This is a genomic window from Aeromonas sp. s1(2024), from assembly GCF_040908005.1.
GTDB classification, from domain to species: Bacteria; Pseudomonadota; Gammaproteobacteria; order Enterobacterales; family Aeromonadaceae; genus Aeromonas; species Aeromonas caviae.
Genome location: NZ_JBFOCW010000038.1, coordinates 1 through 19,668, shown reverse-complemented (window position 1 = coordinate 19,668; position 19,668 = coordinate 1). Strand labels below are relative to the sequence as shown.

General features: G+C 62.9%; 15 protein-coding genes and 3 tRNA genes. 4 read left to right on the top strand and 14 right to left on the bottom strand.

Features of this window, described 5'->3' with window-relative positions:
* Positions 1 to 10 precede the first annotated feature (10 nt).
* From AB5Y70_RS08945 to AB5Y70_RS08880, 14 genes are all read right to left on the bottom strand, one after another.
* Positions 11 to 1,687, bottom strand: coding sequence for a 6-pyruvoyl-tetrahydropterin synthase-related protein (locus AB5Y70_RS08945; RefSeq protein ID WP_202040350.1), 1,677 nt, complete (start codon positions 1,685 to 1,687; stop codon positions 11 to 13).
* A 72-nt stretch (positions 1,688 to 1,759) separates the two neighbouring features.
* The gene (locus AB5Y70_RS08940; protein ID WP_202040353.1) at positions 1,760 to 3,022 is read right to left on the bottom strand and encodes a hypothetical protein; all 1,263 of its coding nucleotides are present in this window, start codon (positions 3,020 to 3,022) and stop codon (positions 1,760 to 1,762) included.
* 106 nt (positions 3,023 to 3,128) lie between these two features.
* Entirely contained in the window at positions 3,129 to 3,689 is a 561-nt protein-coding gene (locus AB5Y70_RS08935) for a hypothetical protein (protein WP_161470433.1), read from the bottom strand.
* A gap of 31 nt (positions 3,690 to 3,720) precedes the next feature.
* Entirely contained in the window at positions 3,721 to 5,145 is a 1,425-nt protein-coding gene (locus AB5Y70_RS08930; protein WP_161470434.1) for an NAD(P)/FAD-dependent oxidoreductase, read from the bottom strand.
* 74 nt (positions 5,146 to 5,219) lie between these two features.
* A complete protein-coding gene (locus AB5Y70_RS08925) occupies positions 5,220 to 6,059 on the bottom strand; it encodes an FTR1 family protein (protein ID WP_139737696.1) in 840 nt (279 codons plus the stop codon).
* On the bottom strand, positions 6,059 to 9,028 hold the full coding sequence (locus AB5Y70_RS08920) for a hypothetical protein (protein WP_290437189.1): 2,970 nt from the start codon (positions 9,026 to 9,028) through the stop codon (positions 6,059 to 6,061). The genes AB5Y70_RS08925 and AB5Y70_RS08920 overlap by 1 nt, the downstream gene beginning before the upstream one ends.
* 4 nt (positions 9,029 to 9,032) lie before the next feature.
* The gene (locus AB5Y70_RS08915) at positions 9,033 to 9,482 is read right to left on the bottom strand and encodes a hypothetical protein (protein ID WP_202040352.1); all 450 of its coding nucleotides are present in this window, start codon (positions 9,480 to 9,482) and stop codon (positions 9,033 to 9,035) included.
* Between the two features lie 118 nt (positions 9,483 to 9,600).
* Positions 9,601 to 10,086, bottom strand: coding sequence for a YqhA family protein (locus AB5Y70_RS08910; RefSeq protein WP_010674393.1), 486 nt, complete (start codon positions 10,084 to 10,086; stop codon positions 9,601 to 9,603).
* 82 nt (positions 10,087 to 10,168) lie between these two features.
* Positions 10,169 to 10,870, bottom strand: a complete 702-nt coding sequence (locus AB5Y70_RS08905) for a peptidase (RefSeq protein WP_010674394.1) — start codon at positions 10,868 to 10,870, stop codon at positions 10,169 to 10,171.
* Between the two features lie 31 nt (positions 10,871 to 10,901).
* Positions 10,902 to 11,702 (bottom strand): transglutaminase family protein, encoded by an 801-nt coding sequence (locus AB5Y70_RS08900; protein ID WP_010674395.1) that lies wholly within the window; start codon positions 11,700 to 11,702, stop codon positions 10,902 to 10,904.
* Positions 11,699 to 12,625, bottom strand: coding sequence for an alpha-E domain-containing protein (locus AB5Y70_RS08895; RefSeq protein WP_039038937.1), 927 nt, complete (start codon positions 12,623 to 12,625; stop codon positions 11,699 to 11,701). Before AB5Y70_RS08895 ends, AB5Y70_RS08900 begins: the two co-directional genes overlap by 4 nt.
* Positions 12,619 to 14,055 carry a circularly permuted type 2 ATP-grasp protein gene (locus tag AB5Y70_RS08890; protein WP_042075286.1) on the bottom strand — a complete coding sequence of 479 codons (1,437 nt, stop codon included), beginning with the start codon at positions 14,053 to 14,055 and terminating at the stop codon, positions 12,619 to 12,621. The genes AB5Y70_RS08895 and AB5Y70_RS08890 overlap by 7 nt, the downstream gene beginning before the upstream one ends.
* Before the next feature lie 299 nt (positions 14,056 to 14,354).
* Positions 14,355 to 14,430 (bottom strand) — tRNA-Asn (locus AB5Y70_RS08885).
* A gap of 2 nt (positions 14,431 to 14,432) precedes the next feature.
* A tRNA-Asn gene (locus AB5Y70_RS08880) sits at positions 14,433 to 14,508 on the bottom strand.
* 457 nt (positions 14,509 to 14,965) lie between these two features.
* On the opposite strand from AB5Y70_RS08880, the gene dauA reads away from it, so the two are divergent.
* The 4 genes from dauA to AB5Y70_RS08860 all read left to right on the top strand — a co-directional run bounded on the left by dauA (position 14,966) and on the right by AB5Y70_RS08860 (position 19,631).
* The gene (gene dauA, locus AB5Y70_RS08875; protein WP_043155632.1) at positions 14,966 to 16,702 is read left to right on the top strand and encodes a C4-dicarboxylic acid transporter DauA; all 1,737 of its coding nucleotides are present in this window, start codon (positions 14,966 to 14,968) and stop codon (positions 16,700 to 16,702) included.
* Positions 16,703 to 16,971: 269 nt separating this feature from the next.
* Positions 16,972 to 17,059 (top strand) — tRNA-Ser (locus tag AB5Y70_RS08870).
* Between the two features lie 83 nt (positions 17,060 to 17,142).
* Positions 17,143 to 18,351, top strand: a complete 1,209-nt coding sequence (locus AB5Y70_RS08865; RefSeq protein ID WP_223954969.1) for a site-specific integrase — start codon at positions 17,143 to 17,145, stop codon at positions 18,349 to 18,351.
* 75 nt (positions 18,352 to 18,426) lie between these two features.
* Positions 18,427 to 19,631 (top strand): IS3 family transposase gene (locus tag AB5Y70_RS08860; RefSeq protein ID WP_102948393.1). Its coding sequence is split into 2 segments (ribosomal slippage): positions 18,427 to 18,745 and positions 18,745 to 19,631, totalling 1,206 coding nucleotides; the frame shifts between segments, so codons are not numbered across the junction.
* Positions 19,632 to 19,668 lie beyond the last annotated feature (37 nt).

The window sequence follows — 19,668 nt, the reverse complement described above, 5'->3', positions numbered from 1 at the left end:
GTTGAGTCTATCAGTTTTGGCGGGCGCGATCAGGTGCATCCTGCCCGATGCCCTTTTGTCTGGTGTGGCGCCAGAGCAGCCAGAGCCAGGCAAGCCATCCGAGCAGGGAGAGGGCATTGCCGGTGCGCTCCGGCCAGCGTGCCGCCAGGGTCAGGGTGAGGCTGTGGTGGCCCGCCGGAACCCAGAGTTGCATCAACCCCTGGCGATTGGCGCTCACCGTCAGCGCCAGGTGTCCGTCGAGGCGGGCCTCCCAGCCGGGGTAATGGTATTGGTGCAGGACCAGCCGGGTCGGTACCCGGGTCTTGACCTCCAGCGCCAGGGCGCGGGGTTGCCAGCGGGTCAGGCTCCAGCTCGCGCCTGGCGGTTCGGCGCTGACAGGCGGCTGGAACTCCTCCTTCCAGGCGAGCAGGGTCGGGGCGAACATGCCTCCCGGTACCTGCCTTGGTCTGTATTCCCGGGCACTGCGCTTGCTGTCGAACTCGAATGCCATGGCCTCTCGTTCGGGGGCCTGGGTCAGGGGGGCGTGACGCACATAGGCCAGGGTGGAGAGGAGGGTCAGCAGAAATACTCCCCACCAGAGCCCCTGCCAGAGACGATGGGGCTGGGTGCCGAGCGCCACCACAGCGACCGTGGCAAGGGCGAGCACCAGGTTGAGCCGCCAGGGAAACTGCACCCGCTGCAAGGGGGGAAGCAGGCTCCAGAGAGGCTGGCTCGGGGGCAGCATCATCAGGAAGGCGACGACGCCGATCGCCCCCCAGCACAGCAGCTCGGGGTGGCGCGGCTCCCGGGCGGCGGCCCAGGCGATGAGCAGCAGGACCAGGGTCAGCATGCTCTGCCACGCCAGGTGACCGCGAAAACGCCAGTCCTCCCAGGCGCTGGGCAGGCGGTCGAGAAAGTTGCGCCTGTAGTCGAACATGCCGCCGCGCATCAGCTCCATGGAGATGGCCCCCTGATCCGCCAGGGCGGGCAGCAGCAGGGCGGCTGCCATGCAAAGCCCCACGCCCTGGGCGCCGAGGGCTTGCCAGCAGGGCGTCAGAGTGCGGGTGCGTCTGGCGAACCAGAAGGCGCGCAAGGTGACCAGCCCCATCATGAGCAAGAGGCTGGGGAGGTGGGAGAAGGCCAGCAGCGCCAGCCCCAGGATCAGCAGGGGCAACCCCTGAGGTCGTCCGCGGTGGGCGAGATCCTGCCCCAGCAGGATAAGGGGAGCCCAGGCGAAGGCCCAGAACTCCGCCAGGGCGAAGCGGGCATAGAGATCCATGGCGACATGATAGGGCAGCGCCAGATAGAGCAGGCTGGCGGCCAGGGCCCGGCCAGGGGGCGTGGTGGCACGCAGCCACAGATAGGCAAACACCCCAGAGAGCAGCAGGGCCAGGGTGGCGCTGCCAAGTAAAGGGTAGATGGCCTGCTGGGGGTGGGCACCGGGCCCGGCAAAGAGGGCGCTGACGTAGTAGGGGAGCGGGGGATAGAAGAAGAAGGTGGGGCTGCCGAAGCCGCCGTTCATGGCCATCAGCCAGCGGGGATAGAGCTCCCCCTGCCAGAGCTGGCGGGCAAAGTAGTGGCCGGATAGCAGGTGGTGGAACAGATCGTGTCCCTGGCTGCCCCCCTGCCACCAGAGCGGCAGCATCAGCAGGGCGCAGGCCAGCGCCAGGATCAGGGGCACCAGTGCCCACTCCTTGCCTCCCTTCATTCATCCTCTCCCTGCCAGGCCCATGCGCAGTGAGTGTAGACGAGTCGTGCGATGCCCTCGCAAGTGCCCGGTTCAGCGGGGCAGGGCGAGCCAGAGGCCGGGTTCGGCGTGAAAGCGGGGGGAAAACCAGAGGGTGTCATAAGGGCCTGGTAGCGCCTCTGCCCCCAGGGGGCGGCGGCTGAGGCGGCAGGCCCCCTGGGTGAGCGCAAGGGCGGCATCCCCCCGGTACCAGCCGTCGGTGACGGGCAGGGTTGTGGTTTCCCTAAGCAGCCTCACTCCCCACTGGGTCACCAGCCCCGGGCACGTTTGTTCGGCCAGTCTGGCGGCCCGGGTCATGGCTGGTGCCACCGGTGGGGTGAGGGTGCTGAGCAGCAGCAACAGGGCTCCCAGCATGGCTGGCAGCTCGCCCCGGCGCGGCAGCCAGCCTGCCAGCAGCACGAGGCCGAGCAGGGTGATGGGCGCGAGATGGCGGGGATTGTCCGGATTCTGGCCAACCAGGGTCCAGAGCAGCAGAACGAGCCAGTAGAGCGTCCAGAGCACGGAGGGGGTCGCATTGTGATCTTTTGACCGTTGCCAGAGTGGCAGTATCAGCAAGGCTCCCATCAACAGGGGCCAGAGCGGGGTGAGCTGATCGTTGAAGGTATTCGCCCAGCTCAGCAGCCGATCCCCGTGGGCCGCCGCCGTGTTGCCCCAGAGGGTGAAGTGGCCGTCGGTAAAGCGCCGCCCCTCGGCAAAATAGGCCCAGCCGTCGGCCTGCCAGACAAACAGCAGGCAGGCTAGCCCCACCAGCGCGATGGGGAGCACAAACCTGACGCGGTTGCCCTGCTGCGCCATCCCCAGCCAAAGGGGCAGCAGAGCCAGCACGAAGTAGGAGGGGCGTAGCGCCAGCATAAGGCCGAGCAGCAGACCTGCCAGGGCCGCTTTGCGATGCAGCAAGGCCAGCAGCGCGGCCAGCCAGGCGGCGAGCGCAGGCCCGTCGGACAGGCCGGAGAGCGCCAGGGTCGGGGTGAGCGGCAGGGCCAGCACCAGCAGCCAGACCGGCGCCAGCAGGCTTGGCCGCTGCCACAATCTGACCGCGAGGGAGGCGGCGAGCGGCGCCAGCAAACTGCTCCCCAAGAGGCTGGCCCACTGCACCGCCCGGGCCGGATCGTCCACCGCGAGATTGATCAGTCGCGCCAGCCAGATAAAGGCGGGGTAGCCCGGAAAGTGGGGGGAGAACTCCAGCACGCTGAAGCGCACCACCCCGTGGGCAAAGTTGAGGGCATCGTCGGAATCGAGTGCTACCGGGAAGGTCAGCAGCCAGCCAAGCCAGGCCAGTTGCAGCAGGGCAAGCAAGTAGAGTCGATTGGCGAAGCGTAATCGGCCGTGGCGACGCCCCCCTTCTCCCCGTGCGGGAGAAGGGTTGGGGATGAGGGGGGCCGTCGTCATCGATGAGAGGTCATCAAAGCGACGCCAGCACGGCCATCAGCGCTTTTTCGGCCTCGGTGAAGGCAGCGGCATCGGCAGGTTTGGCACCCACCCCGAACACTCCCGGGTTGCCGATGGCGTCCAGTACCTTGGCCAGCGCCTGTTCGGCGGCCTTGCGATCCCCTTCGTCGAGGGAGGGGAGGATCAAATCGAGGAAGCGCTTGCTCTTGACCACCAGCACCTTGGCGGTCTGGTAGTCGCCAAGGTTCTGGCTGGCCCCCTCGAGGCGGCGCTCGATCTCCGCCTTGTAGGCCCGGTTGAGCAGGGCGGCGGTGGTTGCTGCGTCTTTGGCCTTGATGGCGGCGGCCAGCGGTGTTTGCAGCTCCACCTGGTGGTGCTCTTCCAGATAGGTCAGCTCCTCGGCAATCTCGCTCAAGGTGGCGCTGGCATCCTTGCCGTCAGTGGCGGCCCCCAGCAGCGCCTCGCGGGCATCGATCAGCGGCTCCTTGCCGGCGGCGGCGTAGGAGTAAGCCTGCGCCTGCCCGCTCAGGGTCAGCAGCAGGGTGAGGGCGAGTAAACCCGGGCGGATGGTCATCCTGTTCTCCTTACTTATGCCAATGGCGCGGTCAGGCCACGCTCTGGGTTTCGATCACGGTGTTTTCGTTGCGATGATTGAAGATGGCGTGGCGTCTGTCCACCCCGTCGATCACCATGTCGGCGGCCATCATCCCCATCTCCATGGCGGTGTCGGTGAAGATGTAGCGGAATGTCCCCTGACGGCCAGTCATGATGAGGTTGCCTATCGGCATCAGCGCCTTGATGGCTTCGTTGCGGCGGGCCTGATAGCCCAGATCCATCAGCGGATAGGCGTACTCGCTGCGGGCTTCGAAGGTCTCATCGCCAAGTTTCTGGGTGTCGACGCCGAGGCTTGCGAGATCGGCGGTGACCCGGCCGCGCAGATCAGAGAGCGGTGCCTGCCAGGTGGCATCCCCCGGATTGCAGGGGATCTCCAGCATCACCGAGGTCTGGCCTTGGGGCGCCATAAAGGGGCTGCGGCGGCGGGGCTCCTGCAGACGGGTCGCCAGAATATGGGGGTCGGAGAGGTACTGCCAGGTGTTGTCCGACAGGTTCTCCTGTTTGAGGGGCATATTGACGAAGCGAAGCGACCGGTAGTGCAGATCGCACGGCAAGCCCAGATGCTGGCAGGTGAGCGGCAGCGGCAGGGTGGAGATCACCTGATCAAATCGCTCGCTCTGCTCCACATTATCATGTGACCAATAAACCCGTTCGATGTGGCCATCGGTCTGCTCAAGGCGGGTGATGGTGGCGCCGGTCTTGAGCTCTACCCCCTCTGCCACCAGCCGTTCGCCGAGCGTGGTGAAGATCTGGCCGAAGCCGTACTTGGGATAGCGGTATTTGCGGGCATAGGTGCGCACCGACATGCTGCCGTTGCGCCTTGGCAGCAGGCGGCGCGCCACGTCTTTGAGATCGATCAGGCTGATGCGCTGGCCAGCCCAGTCGGCGGAGAGCTGGTCCGGGTTGATGCCCCACAACTTGCCGGTGTAGCCCTCGAAGAACTGGCGGTAGAGGGTGCGACCAAAGTGGCTCTGGATCCACTCGGCAAAGCTCGCCTTGGCAAAATCGGTGGGCTTCTTGGCAAAGGGCAACAGCAGCAGATCCTTCACCGCACCGGCCATCAGGGCCAGCGGCGCCGTCTTGAGCAGGTTGGGCAGGTTCAAAGGGTAGTCATAGGTGCGCCCGCCAAAGCGGATGACGCTCTTTCGCTCGGCGTGGAGCAGGTCGTCCCCCATCAGCTCGTCGATAAAGGCGAGCAGCTCGGGGTTCTTGGTGATGAAGCGGTGGCCGCCGTAGTCGAAGCGATACTCGCCGTCGCGCCCCTTGAAGGTCTGGGTGGCGCACATGCCGCCGACGACCGGCTCCTGCTCGAACAGGGTGACCGCAAAACCGGCCTGGCGCAGGCGCCAGGCGGCCATCAGACCGGCAGGGCCGGCGCCCAGCACCGCAATGTGCTTCTTGTTGTTGTCGTTCATGAGTGTTCCGAAACGGCGTGATAGCTGGGGGAGCCCGCCTGTGCGCGGCTCCCGAACAGAGTGTGATCCCGGGCTCAGCCCCTGGTCGGGGCGGCGCTCCCCTGGGGGCGATAGCTGCGATGCCAGAGGGTGACAAAGATCATGAGGTAGCAGGCCCAGGTCAGCAACTGCAGGCCGGCCGGTGAGGCGTTGTAGCCAAACAGGGCGCGCAGGAAGGTGCCGAATACCCCCTGATCGTCGAGGATGTGGCTGATGTTGAAGACCGGCGTGGTCCAGAAGGTGATGACGTCCGCTGCCTGCAACATGTTGACGGCGGACGAGAGCAAGCCTGCGGCGATGATGATGATGAGCAGGCCGGTCCAGCGGAAGAAGGGGGCCAGCGCCACCTTGCGGGTGGAGCGCAGCAGCCCCCACACCAGCACCACAGAGACCAGTAGCCCCGCCAGCGCCCCCATCAGCCCCTGGTGCAGATCCACCCCTTGCCCGGAGTAGACCAGGGCCGAGAAGAAGAGCACGGTTTCAAAGCCTTCGCGCATCACCGCCAGAAAGGCGAGCAGCACCAGACCAAACAGGTTGCCACCGTCGATGGCGGCATCGATGCGCGCCGTCATGGCCCCCACTTGGGATTTGGCCTGTTTTTGCATCCAGATAGCCATATAGGTGAGCACCAGGGTGGCGAAGATCAGGATCCCCGCCATCAGCAAATGGTTGTAGCGCTCGCTCTCGAACTGGCTCACCACCACCTGGAACAGGAAGGCGATGACAAGGGAGGCGACAAGACCCAGCCCCACCCCCAGATAGATGAACTTGTTGTAGCGGCTCGCCCCCAGCTTGGCGAGGTAGGAGAGGCAGATGCCGACCAGCAGGAAGGCTTCCAGCCCCTCGCGCAGGGTAATGAGAAAACTTGCGAACATCAGGATTGAGGCTCCGTATCGGGCGTAACGGGGAGGGGCTGCAGGGTCAGTTGCAGCCGATTGAGTAGCACTATGGGTGGCTCCGGCAAGCTCGGCTCGGCGGCGCGCACCGCATCATTGACCCACTTGGGGTAGGTGCGGAAATTGAGTCTGATATCGGCCTTGAAGGGCCCCCGGGCATCTGCGGGTAGCGGCCAGGCTTCATCGCGCCAGCCATCGGCCGGGATGCGGGTATCTTCAAGGAGCTTGGCGTAACGCCAGAACTTGAGCCCCACCGGCTTGCCCTCGGCGTCGCCGAACACTTTTCTGAACAGTCGTGCATCTTCAGGGACGGCGCCATCCACCGGCTGGCCGCTTTCAAGCACCCGCTTGCCGCTGGCGTCGGTGACGGTCAACTCCAGCCAGAGTTCACGGAAATCGGCGACCCCGGTGGGCAGGGCGTGGCCGGCGCCGGTATTGGCGACTCTCACCACCAGCGCGGGTTGGCCACTCTGGTTTTCAATGCGGGCCGAGAGGGTGGCGCTGGAGCGCAAGAGCGCCAGGCTCTCCTGCTCGAGGGTTGCACTTCTCAGCCCCACCAGCTGATGCTGGGCGCCGGTAAAGTTGTGGCGATAGAGCCGCTCTTTCACGGTGCCGTTTTCGGTGGACTGGCCCGCCACCGGCGCGCCGCCGTTGCCAGGTGTAGGATTCATGTGGCAGTCGATGCAGGTGCGCCGTTTGGCGGGATCTTCGGCTTTGGCGAAGCTGGAGCTTTCCCACTCGTCCCAGGTGTTGACGATATTGGCGCCGGTGCCCGGGGCAAACTCGTTGTGGCACGACTTGCACAGGGCCGCGTCCCGGTAGAAATCCTTCTGGTAGGAGGCCTTGTGCATGGCGGGGCGGGCGTTGATCTGCCGCTCGGCCAGCCAGTGCTGGAGGCTGCCGCCCGGGGCATCCTCGAACACATAGCTCTCGCGGTCTTTCAAATTGACCGTAAAGGCGCTGTTGCCGCCGGCATCCTCGAGCCGGGTGATGCGATGGCAGAGCACGCAGCCTGTGCCTTCTTCCACCACGGGCTCGCCTTTCTGGTGGGCGGCAATGAGCGAGGCTCCGCCCTGCTCGAACATGTGGGAGCCCTTGGGCAGATCAGTCTGGCCGTTCATCACCTGCTGAGGCATGTGGCAGCCCTGGCACCACTGGCCGAAGGCCTCCCCTTCGGTTTCGCGGGCCAGCGCCTGCACCACCTTGTAGTAGGGGTGAGAGTTGCCCATCAGCCGGTGGTTGCTCTCGCTCCAGTCCTGGAACGCCTGTTGGTGGCAGTTCTGGCAGGAGGCGGAGTTGAGCCACTCTTTCGGGTGGGTGGTCGGCGCCTTGGCAGGATCCCTGCGCGGGGCATCGAGCCGCAGCCAGTTGGCCAGATAGGGGAGGTTGCCGTCACTGGTCACGAAAGCGTGCAGATCCTCCATCATCGCCTGCACCTCGGGCTGGGGCCTCGCGGGGTCAACCGCTTCGGCCCCATCGCGGGTGTCATGGCCCATGCCGCCCTGGGTCTGCTGGGTCATGCGCAGGTATTCGCCGATAAAGTCCCCCGCCACCATGTTGGCGAGGTTGGCGTGGCCGTTGATGGCGTTGTCGCCGCTCTGCTGGCGATGGGCCGCCATCAGATAGCGGTTGGTGAAATTGAACCCGTCCAGATGGCAGGAGTTGCAGCTCATCCAGTTGTCCCCCGCCATGGGGAAGCGGCTGTTGGCGGCGGTATTACCCAGGTTGAACAATCGTTCACCGCGCTTGAGGGCTGCGGGGCGGGGATCGGTCTCTACCAGTTTGGCGAAGTGGGGCACATCGACGGTGACCCGGGCAAACGGGCCGCTGCCGCCGGTGTTGAGACGGGTGAGATCCTGCCCCATGACGTTGTGCACCAGGATGTGGTCGCCATCGATCAGCAGATCGCGCGGATTCTGGCCCGGCAGGTGACGCAAGAGCTGGGTCGCCTTGGCACCCCCCTGAAACTTCTTGCGGCGGTGGCGGTTGCTGTTCTGCTTGCCGCTGCGCGACAGGTCGAACACCAGCAGATCTTCCGAGCCCGCCAGGGTCAGGTAGACCCGCTTGCCGTCGGCGGCGAAGCGCGCCGCGAACGGGTTGGAGACGATCTGGCTGCGGTTGCCGACGCTGGGCAGGTTGATCTGCAAGAAGAGCTGTTTTCTTTCATCGACCCGCTCCTTCTCTTCATCGAGATCGATGATGGAGACCGCCGGGAAGACGGTGCTCTGAAACTGGAAGGGGTGGTCGAAGCTCCAGAGCACGTGGGGCAGCCAGGCCTCGCTGCCATCGGGGGAGAGGGCGATGCCGTCCAGCAGGCGCGGCAATCCCTGGGAGTCGCTCGGGGTATCGCTGTGGGTTTCCGCCAGGGTGATGAGCTTGGGCTTGGGCAGAGTAGCTCCCTTAGCGTCCTTCTCAAGCTTGGCAAGATCATAGATGGCGAGCTGGCCGGTCATGGTGTGGGTGAGCAGCAGGCGATCATTGTCGGTCAAGGCCAGTCCGCGCGGGGTTTCGGCAGTGGCCACATCCAGCTGCAGCTTGCCCGCTGTGTCATAGGCCTGCAGGCGAGCTGATTCGAACAGCGTGGCCCAAAACCACTGCCGCTTGGCATCGAAAATGACCCCGTAGGGTCTATGGTCGGTGGGGATCACCTTTTCCAGGTCGAGATCATCATCCAGCAGCAGCAGGCGATCACCGCTGTAGTCGGTGACCAGCAGGGTGCCGTCATCGGCGCGGGCCAGCTGGCGCAGATCGCCACCTAGTTGTGCCTCCTTGAGTCGCTTGCCGCTATCGCGCTCAAGCAGGGTGACCGAGCCGGCGTTCTGGTTGGCGGTGACAAGGCGCGGGGCACTCCCCTCGTCATAGGCAATCATGGCGGTGCCCATCTCCCGGGCCGAGGCGGTCCCCAGCAGCAGGGTGGCCAACATCAGGGATAACAACAACTTCAACATAAGATCAGGTGCGCCATGTCAAGATGGTCCAGCGCCAGGCGTGGCGCAGCACCAGGGGCGTCAACGCGAGGGCGCTCAGCCAGTGGGCCCAGTTGGCAAGGTTGCCGAGGCTATCCCCCGGGGTGCCGTGCAGCACCAGCACCAGTCCGCTGGCCAGACAGATCAGCAGCAAGGCTTCGATGATGCGCCCCGTGGTGCGCAAAAAAGGCTTGCGGCTTTTGCGCAGCAGGCTGCGATGGGAGAGCCAGAAGGCGCCAAACAGCAAGGGGAACAGGGTGAGCGAGAGGGCAACGTGCAAAAACAGGTTCCAGCGCGCCAGGGACCAGGTCGGCGTCAGGGGTTCCCACAGCAGCAGACCGGAGAAAAACATCAGATAAAGGGCACCCTCGGCCGCCTGATGGTGATAGGCCAGCCACTGCCAGCAGTGTCGTGGTGAGAGGGAAAGACTCGTCATGGGTGCTCCAGCTCCCGGGCGGTTCAGCCCGGGGCGAGCAAGTTTACAATGCAGTAAGGGTAATGAAAAGAGTTATCAATTCGGCTCTTGATGAATAGACCCTGAATGGCGCCGGGCCCTATTTGTGCTCCGCCAGCCGCTCGGTCACCGCATAGATAAGTGCCGCGGTGGAGAAGGCGAGGAAGACGATGACCGACCACTTCATCTCGATCTCGTTGCCGGTGCCGTCGTCAAGGAAGGCTTTGAGCACCTCGATGCCGGCGATGGTCACCAGGGAGTTGATGACGATGAGCTTGAGGGACGCAAAGTTGATCTTGCTGAGCCAGTTGTCGCCGAGGGCTGCTCGCTGCTCCGGGGTCTTGATGAACTGCACGTAGCCGCAGATGGCCACCAGGATCAGCATCTGGGCCACCAGCACGAAGTCCACCAGGGTGAGTACCCCCGTGATGAGATCCAGATAGTGGATGTCGATGATGTCGCGGCACAGCACATAGAGCTGCATGGCGAACTTCACCATCAGGAGGGCGACACAGATAAGGATGCAGACATAGAAGGGGAACATCATCAACCGGCTGCCGTTGAGCATGACGTTGAAGCGGCGCATGGGAAACTCCATCGAAAAGGAAGGCAGCCAGAATATCCGGAAAGAAAGGAGCGGGAAAGCGCCTTGGCGCCTCCCGCCCGGCCTAGAGGGGGAAGGTGGGAAGACCCTGGAACAACTGTTGCAACCCCTCGCCCCAGGCCTTTCGCAGCGCCACGAAATGGGGGTTCTGTTCGGTGATGCGGTGCTGGTTCGTCGCCGAGAAGCTGCCCTCGTGATAGACCAGGGCATCCAGGGGCAAGCCCACCGACAGATTGCTGCGCAGGGTCGAGTCGATGGAGATGAGGGCGCATTGCAGGGCGGTCTGAAGCGGCGTCTCATGGTGGATGATGCGATCGATGATGGGTTTGCCGTACTTGCTCTCACCAATCTGGAAGTAGGGGGTGTCAGCGCTCGCCTCGATGAAGTTGCCCTCCGGGTAGATGTGGAACAGGCGGTGGCGCTCCCCCCGGATCTGCCCCCCCAGCAGGATGTTGCAGCCGAAGTTGATATGGCCCTGCTGCTGACCCCCATCCCGGCTGATGACGGTGCGTATGGTCTGGCCGATGAGGGCGGCAGCCTCGTAGAGGCTGGGGAGGGCAAGGAGTTCCTGCCCCTCCGTCAGCAGGCTGATGACGCTCTGGGTGGTGGCCAGATTGCCCGCGCTTTGCAGCACTATCACCCTGTCCTCCCGGGTGAAGAGGTGCAATTTGCGGAAGGTGGCGATGTGATCCACCCCCGCATTGGTGCGCGAGTCGGACGCAAACACCATGCCGTCTTGCAGGCACATGGCGACGCAATAGGTCATGACCGCACTCCCGCCAGGACTCTCCCGGTCTTCATTGCTGCTGTCCATCCAGGCGGGTCACCTGCGCCTGGCTCTGCAACTGTTCGCACCCGCCGCCATAGCGCACGCCGCGCACCGGACAGGCATCCAGATAATCCATGCCGACTGCGAGCTTGAGGTGCTCGCTGGTGGAGCTGGTGAGGTTGGTGACGTCGAACGTGTGCCAGCGCTCCTCGATCCACACCTCGGCCCAGGCGTGCATCGCCACGTGGCTGTTGTCCTGGCTGTAGAGGTAACCGCTCACGTACCGGGCCGGCAGGCCGGCGTGGCGGCAGCAGGTCAGGAAGACATGGGTGTGGTCCTGACAGACGCCGCTGCCCGAAGCAAGTGCCTCGTCGGCGCTGAAGGTGGCATCCGTGCTGCCGGGCTGATAGGGCATCAGCACCAGGATGCGTGCCATCAGGCTCTGCAAGTCGGCCAGGGTCGGCTCCTCTGGCAGGCAGGCCTTCGCGAGATCCTGCAGGGCCGGGGTCGGGCGGGTGAGGGGGGTGGGCCTCAGGTAGCTCAAGGGAGAGATGAGGGAGGACTCCTCATCTTCCGGGGCGTCGTCGCAGATCTCCACCTCCCCGTGGGCGCGGATCAGGATCCCCTCGTGGGGGGACTCCAGGCTCAGCACGTGCAGTATGTTGCCGTAACCGTCCGTGGTGCAGGTGGCCTCCCCCGGCAGCTCCAGCTCCCAGGAGAGGATCTGCTGGCGGGCCGTGCTGTGGGGGGTCAGGCGCAGGTACTGGGTACTGCGGCGCACCACGTCGGCATAGTGGTAGCGGGTCTGGTGATCGATGATGAGTCTCATAATACCTCCAGGTAGGCGGCGTGGATGCTCTGGCCGATGGCGCCGATGTCGCTGAGGAAATCACTCAGGTACGCCTGCATGCCGAGGGCAAAGACATCGTCGATGGCGCCATAGGTCAGATGGGCGTTGAGTATGGTGGTCAGACGCCGGGGCGTCTGACCGGCGTTGCCCTCGATCTGGGCCAGGATCAGCTCCATCTCGTCGAGGCAGGCCCGCAGGGAGCGCGGCACTTCATTGCGCAGGATCAGCAGCTCGGCGATGGAGGCATGGGAGAGCGTCTTGTAGAGGGTCTGGTGGGCCTCGTAAGCGCCCACTGACCGCAACAGGGCGTTCCAGCGGTAGAACTCGCGCACGCTGTCCTCGTCCTCCCGGATCACCTGATACTTCACGGTCAGGATGCGCGCCGTGTTGTCGGCCCGCTCGATGAAGGTGCCAAGGCGCAGGAACCAGAGCACGTCACCGCGCATGATGGTGCCATAGGTGGCGCCGCGAAACTGGTGGGAGCGCTCCTTGATCCAGTCGAAGAACTCCTGTGCCTGACCGCTGGACAGCCCCGCCTGGCGCCGCCGACGGATCTCTATCCAGGCGGCGTTGATGCTCTCCCACACCTCACCGGGGATCTTGCCCCGCACCGCGTGGGCGTTGTCCCTGGCCATGCGCAGACAGCTGAAGATGCTGCTCGGGTTCTCCTCGTCGAAGCAGAAGAATTGCAGCAGGTTCTCCATGTTCACCTGGCCGTAGCGGGCCAGGAAGGGCTCGTGGGTGCCACTGATGGTGAGAGGCGCCACCAGCTCGCTGTGATCGGCGTCGATGGAGGGCATCAGCGACATGGTCTGGGTGACGTCCAGCATGCGCGCCGTGTTCTCCGCCCGCTCCAGGTGGCGGGACATCCAGTAAAGTTCGCTTGCGGTGCGGCTCAGCATGGGCTGCCCTCCATGACCCAGGTGTCCTTGGTGCCACCGCCCTGGGAGGAGTTGACCACCAGGGAGCCTTCGGTGAGGGCGACCCGGGTCAGGCCGCCCGGTACTAGGCGCAGCTCCTGCCCCGTGAGCACGAAGGGGCGCAGGTCGATGTGGCGGGGGGCGATGCCGGCGTCGACGAAAGTCGGGCAGGTGGAGAGGGAGAGGGTCGGCTGTGCGATGTAGTTGTCCGGCCGAGCCTTGAGCAGCTCGCGAAAACGGGCCAGCTCCTCGCGACTGGCGCAGGGGCCTATAAGCATGCCGTAGCCGCCGGCGCCATGGACCTCCTTGACCACCAGCTCCTCCAGATTGGCCAGCACGTGGGAGAGGGCAGCCGGCTCGCGGCACTGCCAGGTGGGCACGTTGTTGAGAATGGGATCTTCCCCCAGATAGAAGCGGATCATCTCCGGCACATAGGGGTAGATGGACTTGTCATCCGCCACCCCGGTGCCGATGGCATTGGCCAGCACCACGCCGCCGGCGCGGTAGACAGAGAGCAGGCCCGGCACGCCGATGAGGGAGTCCGGGTTGAAGGCGAGGGGGTCCAGGAAGTCGTCGTCGATGCGGCGATAGATGACATCCACCCTTTTCAGCCCAGTGGTGGTGCGCATCAGCACCTGACCATCCTTGACCACCAGATCCGCGCTCTCCACCAGCTCCACCCCCATCTGCTGGGCGAGGAAGCTGTGCTCGAAGTAGGCGCTGTTGAAGCGTCCTGGAGTCATCACCACCACGCAGGGGTTGTCCACCGGGCTGCTCTCGCGCAGGGTCTGCAGCAACAGGGCCGGGTAGCGCTCCACCGGCGCGATGGGCTGGTTGTGAAACAGCTCCGGGAAGAGGCGCATCATCATCTTGCGGTTCTCCAGCATGTAGGAGACCCCGGAGGGGGTGCGCAGGTTGTCCTCCAGCACATAGTACTCACCGTCGTGGTTGCGGATGATGTCGACCCCGGTGATGTGGACATAGGTGTCCCGGTGCAGGTCGACCCCCTGCATGCAGGGCTGGTACTGGGCATTGGTGAGGATCTGGGCGGCCGGGATCACTCCCGCCTTCAGGATGCGCTGATCGTGATAGATGTCGTGCAAGAAGGCATTGAGGGCGGTGACGCGCTGGCGGATCCCCTTGTCCAGATGTTGCCACTCCCGGGCGGGAATGATGCGGGGAATGCTGTCGAACGGGATGAGGCGCTCGGCGCCGTCCCCATCCCCGTAGACGTTGAAGGTGATGCCGACCCGGCGAAACAGCAGATCGGCCTCCTCACGCTTGCGCTCTATGCTCTTCTCGTCGGTCTGGTGCAGCCACGACAGGTAGGCGTGGTAATGATCGCGAAACTGGTTGTTGGCGAGCAGCATCTCGTCGTAACAACCGGGTCCGGGGGGCTTGATGGGCAGCATAGGCAACTCCTTGTGACGTCCCTGATCTCAGGAGTTGCAAGGGGTGTGCCAGCCAATCGAGTCGCTGCCGAGGCCTGTATCATTAATTTTTTATAGAAAAATCATATGGATGACTCTTCTGTCATCAGTGGATGGCCGAGGGTGCACCAGAGTGGTACCCCATGGAGGGTATGCCTGCGCCATCTTGTGGCGGCAGGACCCGACGGCAAGGGACGAGCGCATCGGGAGGCGACCGCTCTTGCCCCGAGGTGGGGCAGGGGAAATGAAAAAGCCCAGCCATAAGGCTGGGCTTTGGAAGATGGCTCCCTCGACAGGACTTGAACCTGTGACATACGGATTAACAGTCCGCCGTTCTACCGACTGAACTACGAGGGAATTGGCTCCTCCTACTGGACTTGAACCAGTGACATACGGATTAACAGTCCGCCGTTCTACCGACTGAACTAAGGAGGAATTGCCTGTCTCGTCGAGACGGGGCGGATATTAATGGCCTGAGGGACGGGTGTCAACCCGATGGCTTGCGTAAAAAATGGCTTTTTGGCCTGTTTGTCCAAAACTTGGTCGCTGTGGACTATTTTCAGCACAATCAGCAGCTTGAGATGCCCTTGCGGGAACATGCACGCCTGTGCGTCCTCTCCTTCATCCAGAGGTGCAGGTCAGGGTTTTTCTTGGGAGAAACAGCACGGAGGGCGGCCGCAGTTGGCGGGAAACGGCGCGCAAATACAGGGGATAGGCGACAATATTGCGCGCTCATGTCCATTTCTTGATCCCGCCCATCGAATTATCGGGCCGGCTCGGGTATGGTTGCTCAGGATACCATCGCCGCGTCGACAGCTCTGCCGGCCCTTGATGATGATCGGGTGCCGGTTCACCCCGGCCTTTGTCTCCTTCTTCTGGTATTACCCTAGACATGCACAATCAAGCTTCCTTACAAGGCGTGAAGCTGGCTATCGCATTGCGCCAATCCTGCATCGACGAACCCTATGGCGTGGCGCGCTTCGGCCGCGACCTCATCGCCGGCATCACGGTCGGCATCATCGCCATCCCGCTGGCCATGGCGCTGGCCATCGCCAGCGGCGTGCCGCCCCAGCACGGCCTCTACACCGCCATCATCGCCGGCATCGTGATCGCCGTGACCGGGGGCTCCCGTTTCTCCATCTCGGGCCCTACCGCCGCCTTCGTGGTGATCCTCTATCCGGTGGCCCAGCAATTCGGGGTGGGGGGACTCTTGATGGCCACCCTGATCTCGGGCTGCTTCCTGGTGGCCATGGGGATGGCGCGGCTCGGGCGCCTCATCGAGTACATTCCGCCTTCGGTCACCCTGGGCTTCACCGGCGGTATCGCCATTGTGATCGCCACCCTGCAGATCAAGGACTTCTTCGGCCTGCAGGTGCCCGAGATGCCTGAGACCTACCTGGGCAAGGTGCAGGCGCTGGCCCATGCCCTGCCCAGCTGGCAGTGGGGTGACACGCTCGTCGGGGTGGCCACCCTGGTGGTGCTGCTGCTCTGGCCCAGATTGCGGCTGCCGGTGCCGGGCCACCTGCCCGCCGTGCTGGTGGGGGTGGGCCTGGGTTTTGGCCTGCATCAGTTCGGGGTGGACGTGGCCACCATAGGCAGCAAGTTCAGCTACACCCTGGCCGATGGCACCCAGGGGATGGGGATCCCCCCCATAGCGCCGACCCTGGTGATGCCCTGGGCCCTGCCGGGACCGGACGGGGCGCCGGTGGAGTGGAACCTGGCCGCCATCGAGCGGCTGCTGCCCGCCGCCTTCTCCATGGCCATGCTGGGTGCCATCGAATCCTTGCTCTGCGCCGTGGTGCTGGATGGCATGACGGGTCGCAAGCACAGCTCCAACGGCGAGCTGGTGGGGCAGGGGCTTGGCAACATTCTGGCCCCCTTCTTCGGCGGCATCACGGCGACGGCCGCCATCGCCCGTTCCGCCGCCAACGTGCGGGCCGGGGCCACCTCGCCCATCTCCGGCATCGTCCATGCCCTGGTGGTACTGGCCGCCATCCTGGTGCTGGCCCCCTGGCTCTCCTGGCTGCCGCTCTCCGCCATGGCGGCCCTGCTGCTGCTGGTGGCCTGGAACATGAGCGAGGCCCACAAGGTGGTGGATCTGGTGCGCCGTGCCCCCAGGTCCGACGTGCTGGTGCTGCTGGTCTGCCTGTCTCTCACGGTTATCTTCGACATGGTCATCGCCATCACCTTCGGGGTGATCCTGGCTTCGCTGCTGTTCATGCGGGAAATTGCGAAGATGACCCGGCTGCACAACCTGGCGGAGCACAAGCGCTATGCGAGCGAGGTGCCGGCCCAGACCCTGATCTACAAGATCAACGGGCCCCTGTTCTTTGCGGCGGCGGAGCGGGTCTTCGACGAGTTGCTGGCCCAGGTACGGGATCACAAGGTGCTGATCCTGCAGATGGAGGCGGTCTCCATCCTGGATGCGGGGGGACTCTCCGCCTTCCAGCAGTTTGCCAGACGGATGGCCAAGTCGGGTGTCCGGCTCAAGGTGGCCGAGTTGCAGTTCCAGCCCCTCAAGACCCTGGCCCGGGGCAAGGTGCGCCCGGTGGCGGGGGAGTTGGAGTTCTACGGTTCGCTGGAAGAGGCCATTCGAGGAGAACATTTGCACGAAGCGGTTGAAAATTGATGGAAAGGGATAGGAAACGGCAACTTTTTGGTCACTTGGTTCGCTAATTGAGCAATCAGTGGCAAAAGATAAAAAATTGGATTGACCGGCCCGCTCCTATCCCTTACATTACGCCCCGTTCCAGCGCAGCAGCGCAACGAACCCGTGTTGGCTGAACACGTTAAATCACAGACAGAACTTTGGTGGGGTGCCCGAGGGCTGCCCACGATGAAGTTGGCAAGAAGCACGCATCGCGTGTTACGAAAGCCACTTCAAAGAAGTGAAAATTTGGTGAGGTGTCCGAGTGGCTGAAGGAGCACGCCTGGAAAGTGTGTATACGGCAACGTATCGAGGGTTCGAATCCCTCCCTCACCGCCAAATATAACCAGTTGAATTTCAACGGGTTTTTTCATTTCTAGACTTACGTGATTTTTTTCCTGGATCAACTGGGTGGAACAATCATGTATCTGAGTAAAAATGCCTCCGGCACCTACTACACTCGTCTCCCGCTGCCTAAGTCATTACGTGACCGTGGCTTGCCCTTCGCTATCCGTACTTCCCTTTGCACCAAAGATCGTCAGCTCGCCGTAGACCGCAACCTGGCAGTGGCAGCTCGTACTCGCGCACTTATCGCGGCTACTCCTGCCGATACTGCCCCCCGCAGTTTCTATCGCTGGATCCGCGCCGATCTAGACGCGTTCAAAGCAGCGGGGTTCATCCCTCCTCAAACACCTTCCACACCTCGTGAACCTTCTGTTGATGCCCCAGCTTGCCCCAGCAGTGGGATCATGCTCACCCACGCATTGGCGAGATTCATCGAGACTAAAACCAGTGAGGGGATCCAGCATAGGTCGGTGGGCCAGCTCCAACTTCGGATCAACGCCTTCGTCACCTGGGCCAAAGGGGTTAAAGTCGATGAGGTGACGCCCGCGCTGGCACAGGAGTACCGCAACAGCTTGCTGCGCAAGACCAACCTCAGTTTCAAAACCAAAGGAGATTACCTCGCCGCCCTGAAACAGTTCTTCCGTTGGTGCGTGGCGCTGGACTATTGCAGCCGTAACCCTTTTGATGGGTTGACGGCAGGCAAGAAGCCGCACAAACGGGCGGATGAGGAGCGAGTGCGCTGGCATCGCCCTCAACTGGCTCAGCTGTTTGCCAGCCTGCGCAGCAAACAATCCCAGAAAGGCAAAAAATTGAGAGTTCAAGACTGGTGGGTGCCCCTGCTGTGCCTGTATGCCGGGCTGCGACCCTCCGAGGCTTGCCAGCTCAAAACTCAGAACATCAAACAGGTTGAGGGGATTTGGTGTCTGATGGTCGATGCGGGAGAGGTGGATCAACAGCTCAAGAGTGCCAATGCGTACCGTACCGTGCCGCTACATAGTGCGTTGATCGGACATCAATTCCTGGACTATGTGGAGAGTCGTCGCGGTCAGGGGCAGGTATTTTTGTTCGACGACAAACCATCAGGCAAAGACGACGACTGGGCGCATAACATCACCTGTCGCTTCCAACGCCACTTCAATGATGCTGGCATCGTAGGTCAGGGCCGTCCCACGCTTTACGGGCTGCGGCATAGCTACATCGATGAGTTACAGCAGGCGGACGTTGCTGAGCATATTGTGGCTGAGTTGGCGGGACATAGTAAAACAGGGATTAGATTGGCCCCTTGAAGATCCAGACACTTCGCCCCTCTTAACTTAAGAGGTAGTCTTGGAGCTATGTTCAGTACTAGTCACAACGAGAAGATGGTCGAAGTGTTAACAGGGGCCGAGCGCCGTCGACGCCGGACTCCACAAGAAAAGATCGCCATCGTGCAGCAGACCTTTGAGCCCGGGATGACCGTCTCTCATGTTGCTCGCTTGCACGACGTCAACGCAAACCAGCTTTTCAAATGGCGTAAGCAATTCCAAGAAGGGTCTCTCACGGCGATCACCGCCGGTGAGGATGTTGTTCCTGCTTCCGAGTTGGCTGCTGCCATCAAGCAGATCCGAGAGCTTCAGCGTCTGCTCGGGAAGAAGACCATGGAGAACGAGATCCTCAAAGAAGCCGTGGAGTATGGTCGAGCAAAAAAATGGATTGCGCATGCGCCCTTGTTGCCGGGGGACGACGATTAAGTGCTGTGAGCCAGGCTCTTAATGTATCGCGTGCGCAGCTATCCGTTCGTGTTCATCGAAAACCGGGTTGGCAAGATGGTCGTCATCATCGCCAGCGTGATGATGCAGCCTTACTTGGCCGTATCATGGAGGCGATGGCAGAGCTTCCCTCCTATGGCTATCGCCGGGTCTGGGCGCTGTTACGGCGTCAGTCTGAGGCAACAGAACAACCTGTGGTAAACGCTAAGCGGGTATATCGCGTCATGCGCGAACATGGCTTGCTGCTGGAAAGAAAACCAGCTGCACCATTGGCCCAGCAGGCACATAAGGGGCGTGTTGCCGTCAAGGAGAGCAATCGACGGTGGTGCTCAGATGGCTTCGAGTTTCGCTGCGATAACGGTGAAAAACTACGTGTCACGTTCGCCATGGATTGCTGCGATAGGGAAGCGTTGGACTGGGCGGCCAGTACTGGGGGTTACGATAGTGACACTGTGCAAGATGTCATGCTGAGGTCTGTCGAACATCGCTTTGGGGATTCGTTGCCGGCATCACCGGTGGAGTGGCTGACTGATAATGGCTCGGCGTATCGAGCCCATGAGACCCGCGCGTTTGCACGAGAAATCGGGTTGGAGCCCAGAACGACAGCAGTGAGAAGCCCACAGAGTAACGGTATAGCGGAGAGCTTCGTGAAGACGATGAAGCGAGACTATATCGAGATGATGCCAAAACCGGATAGCCGAACAGCGGTAGGCAATTTGGCTATCGCGTTTGAGCATTATAACGAGCACCACCCGCACAGCGCCTTGGGATACCGTTCACCACGGGAATTTCTGCGCAGTCGGGTATCACAACCCTAAGCGGGAAAAAGTGTCTGGACCTATGGGGTCAAATCCA